Here is a 2,693-nt window from a genome sequence, read left to right as displayed (position 1 = left end):
TCCTATTCAATGAATCTTTCTGTAGATGATATTTTTGATAAACCGACCAAAGAGTTCTTGATCCAAAAACTCCGTGATTCTGCTCACGCCGACCGAATCATCATCGAGCTCTTAGAGAGTGAAGGGATCGAAAACTATCCGGAAGTCTCCGCCTTTATTGCCGAAGTCAAAACCTTCGGATGCCGCATTGCTATCGATGATTTCGGTACCGGATATTCGAATTTTGCCCATATCATCAAACTCGATGTTGATTTTCTTAAAATTGACGGTTCGTTGATCCGTAATATCGATACCGATACCAATGCGCAAACGATTCTTACGGCTATCACCGAGTTCTCAAAACACTTGGGGCTCAAAACGGTAGCGGAATTTGTCCATTCCGAAGCGGTCTATACCAAATGTAAAGAGATGGGTGTCGATTATCTGCAAGGATATTACCTCGGAGAGCCTAAGCCCCTCTAAGAGGAGAGGCTGAAACGAAACCCTTTACGTTCCCCTTCGCACAATGCGATCTCTCCTCCGTGTGACTCGACGATATTTTTTGAGAGAACTAACCCGAGTCCGTTTCCTCGTTCTTTGGTACTTTTAAACGCTTCAAAAAGCCATTTTTTATTCTCGATAGCTATTCCGCTGTCGTAGATCTCAAACACATGATACTCCCCCTCTTGTGAGTGGCGTATTTCGATTCTCCCCTCTTCCTCTTCATCGAGTTCTATCGCATCAATCGCATTAAAAACAAAATTGGTAAAGAGCATTGTCAGCAAATCCAAATCACCGAAAAGTTCAAAATCCTCTTCGGGGAAAATAAACTCGATGGGTTTGCCGTAACTGTAGTACCCGATGGCACTAAGGAGTGCTTCGCGTATCTGCCACCACCGAAGGGCATTTTTTTGGGCACTCACCCCTTTAGAGAACATCAGTGTCGCTTTAATAATCCGCTCGATCCGATAGAGAGATTTTTGGATCTCCGTCACGATCGGTTTATTCTCCTCTTTAACCCGCTTCATCAACGTGGAAGCGAGCAAAGCGATAGAGCCGATAGGGTTACGAATTTCGTGTGATAAATGTGCCGCCATCTGCCCCATAGTGGCGAGATTTTCTTTCCGTTTTTGCTCGGTTATATCGGTTGCACTCAAAAGCCGTTTCTCATTATGCTGTGCCGATTTGATCAGATAGGAGCGCTCTTTAAAGGTCATCTCATAATCTTCTTCGTCCAAACGGAGCGTCTCAAAAAGCATCCCTAACGCTTTCCCCTGCGAATTTTGCAAAAAGATAGATCCGTCCTGCTCCACGATCCAAATCGCATTAGGGAGAAACTCGATAACCTGCTCAATCGTGCTTTGGAGATACTCATACGACTGACGAAGGGCGACATACTCCTCTTCGACCTTATAGGTTTGATCGATGAGTGCTTTGAGTTCGGCGGGTGAGATAGACTCTGACATTAGAAATCCCCTAAATGTATCAAGATACGATAGAGTCCGTACGCATCACTGACTCCTGAGAGTTCACGAATAGAGTGCATCCCCAGAGTCGGTACCCCGACATCAATCGTCTCGATCCCTAACCGTGCTGAAGTAATGGGCCCGATAGTACTGCCGCACCCCATATCGCTGCGAGTAACAAACGTCTGAGTCGGAATATGAAGCGCACGTGCGCACTGAACGAACCGTCCTTGCGTTAGAGCACTGGTCGCATAGCGCTGGTTGGAGTTGATCTTAATCGCTACCCCCACATTGAGCAGCGGTGCGTGCTCAGACTCATGTTTACTCGGAAAGTTAGGGTGCTGAGCATGGGCATTATCGCACGACACCATCAAAGAGCGGCGCATCAGGGTCGTAAAATTCTCCCCCGCAATACGACGAAGCGTCTCTTCCACAAAAGTCCCCCCTGCTCCCACATGAGAATCACTCCCCACCTCTTCGTGATCCATACACGCAAGCATCATTGGATTGGATCTCTCCAAAAGCGCCTTCAGTCCCACATAGCAACTGAGGAGATTATCCAAACGTGCCGAAGTAATAAATTCCCCATTGACCCCTACGAATGACCCTTTTTGCGTGTCATAAAAACTGAGTTCATGGGCTAATAAAGCAAGAGAAGTGGTATCTTCTTGAATCTGAGAGAGGATAAAAGTCTCGAAATCGACATCCCCCGTCGCGATAATGGGGACGATGTCGGTCTGGGCATTGATAGAGTGAGAACTATTCGCCTCACGGTCGAGATGGATGGCAAGTGAGGGGATAAAAGCAATAGGGTGATTAACGTTGATCAGTGCCTCTTTGCGTACCTCTCCATCGAGATAGACGACACGACCCGCTAAACCCAAATCACGATCAAACCACGGGTTGAGCAACACTCCGCCATAGGGTTCAACGCCGAGCCGTTTGACCCCTGCTACACTCGTCAGAGGATTGGGTTTGAGACGCAGATGAGGCGAATCGGTATGGGCACCCACAATAGTGTACCCTTTCTCCGAGTCAGGGGGATAGGTAAAGGCGATAATCGAAGAGTCGTTACGGGTAACGTAATAGTCACTCCCAATTTCCAGATTCCAAACCTCATCTTCAACCAGACGGATGAAACCTCGGCACTCCAATGTTTGTGCCATCCACTCCACCGCATGAAACGGGGTCGGAGAGGCATCGATAAAATTGATCATCTCTTCGTTAAATTCGCGCATTACCCTTTAT

Annotated in this window: 3 protein-coding genes; 1 reads left to right on the top strand and 2 read right to left on the bottom strand. The window is 47.3% G+C overall.

Translation table 11 applies throughout. The features are described 5' to 3' along the window. Positions 1 to 462, top strand: a 462-nt coding sequence (locus A2517_RS06770; protein ID WP_294895399.1) for an EAL domain-containing protein, incomplete at its 5' end; no start/stop codon positions are given. Here A2517_RS06770 and A2517_RS06765 read toward each other — a convergent pair. Together A2517_RS06765 and A2517_RS06760 are read right to left on the bottom strand one after the other, a co-directional pair. Continuing rightward, positions 459 to 1,445, bottom strand: a complete 987-nt coding sequence (locus A2517_RS06765) for a PAS domain-containing sensor histidine kinase (RefSeq protein ID WP_294895397.1) — start codon at positions 1,443 to 1,445, stop codon at positions 459 to 461. The genes A2517_RS06770 and A2517_RS06765 overlap by 4 nt on opposite strands. Next, positions 1,445 to 2,683 carry a M18 family aminopeptidase gene (locus A2517_RS06760; RefSeq protein WP_294895395.1) on the bottom strand — a complete coding sequence of 413 codons (1,239 nt, stop codon included), beginning with the start codon at positions 2,681 to 2,683 and terminating at the stop codon, positions 1,445 to 1,447. Before A2517_RS06760 ends, A2517_RS06765 begins: the two co-directional genes overlap by 1 nt. Positions 2,684 to 2,693: the final 10 nt, after the last annotated feature.

Origin of the sequence: Sulfuricurvum sp. RIFOXYD12_FULL_44_77 (assembly GCF_001830725.1) — a bacterium.
In the GTDB taxonomy this organism is placed as follows: domain Bacteria; phylum Campylobacterota; class Campylobacteria; order Campylobacterales; family Sulfurimonadaceae; genus Sulfuricurvum; species Sulfuricurvum kujiense_A.
Note: the sequence above shows the minus strand (reverse complement) of the source record. Positions and strands in the feature narration are given on the sequence as shown.